General features: G+C 54.1%; 2 protein-coding genes. One reads left to right on the plus strand and one right to left on the minus strand.

What is annotated here, in order from left to right:
• Nucleotides 1–72 precede the first annotated feature (72 nt).
• The gene (locus L598_RS21305) at nucleotides 73–654 is read right to left on the minus strand and encodes a DUF6538 domain-containing protein (protein WP_186445140.1); all 582 of its coding nucleotides are present in this window, start codon (nucleotides 652–654) and stop codon (nucleotides 73–75) included.
• Between the two features lie 319 nt (nucleotides 655–973).
• On the opposite strand from L598_RS21305, the gene L598_RS21310 reads away from it, so the two are divergent.
• Nucleotides 974–1066: GTP-binding protein (locus tag L598_RS21310; protein WP_032936484.1), on the plus strand; the 93-nt coding region annotated here is incomplete at its 3' end.

Here is a 1066-nt window from a genome sequence, read left to right on the forward strand (position 1 = left end):
CCCGCCAGCCCCGGAAACCATCCTTCCGATGGACCAAAGACCGGCGATGCACTAACTTTTAAAATGGACCACTCAAGTGGGGCTGATCATCGGGATATCCCCGATGACAGCCTTGAAGGTTTCTACGGCACGATCCTTGACTTTGGCCCAGTCCCGTCTTTGCCGCGGGCTTTTCCTGAGCAGCTGATCCGCAACGATTTCATTCTTGTAGATGTCGTGGGCGTCGGAGACCTTGACCTTCGGTGTCTCAACAAGACCGAGTACTGCTTCCACGTCCTGTGGTGTTTTGATCTTCTCGACAGCTTCTATACGGGTGAGGGCTTCGACAAGACCGCCAGACTGGATAATGTCCAGAGCTGACCTGTACTGAAACCCAAGAGCCTCGGCCCGCTTGACCGCAGATGAGTATCGACGCCTTGCCGTGGCGACTTCGCTATTGACCGTCAGGGAAGACCATAGATCATTGTCAGCGGCTTCCAGTACGTCCCGCTTCATTCTGGCCAGTGTAAGATCGGAAGTTTTCAGGGACCGCTTGATCAAAGGTCCGGGTACGATCCCTGTGAGATGGGTGGGCACACGACGTTGATAATAGTACCGACCGCCGCGAAGTGTGAGATGCCTGTCAGGCCCCTGAATGTCTGCTTTTCGCCCCATGCCGCTCCTCCTTGAGCCAAGGCGCCAGATGTAGGCAAAAGGCTGGTTCGATGTCAAACGCCATGGCGTCGATTGGGGTACAAAGTGAGGTACAAAGTGAGGTACAAATGGCATCCGAAGGGGAAAAAAAGTCAATAAAATCAATGAAGGCTCTTCCGGTTCGATTCCCGCTATCCGCTCCAGGCTTTGCCCTTTCGCGCGCTTCTCGCACTTTCTCAACGTGACGAAGAACCACAAAGGGCTTGTTTTTTCGGGCGTCAGTCGTTAATCGCCCCGCATTCGAAACCAACACCTGACACGCCGCCCAAGGGATACCGAGATGGCCAAAGGAAAATTTGAGCGTACGAAGCCGCATGTTAACATTGGGACGATTGGTCATGTTGACCATGGCAAGACGTCGTTGACGGCTGCG

It is taken from the genome of Mesorhizobium sp. J18, assembly GCF_007829525.1.
Classification (GTDB): Bacteria; Pseudomonadota; Alphaproteobacteria; order Rhizobiales; family Rhizobiaceae; genus VLJP01.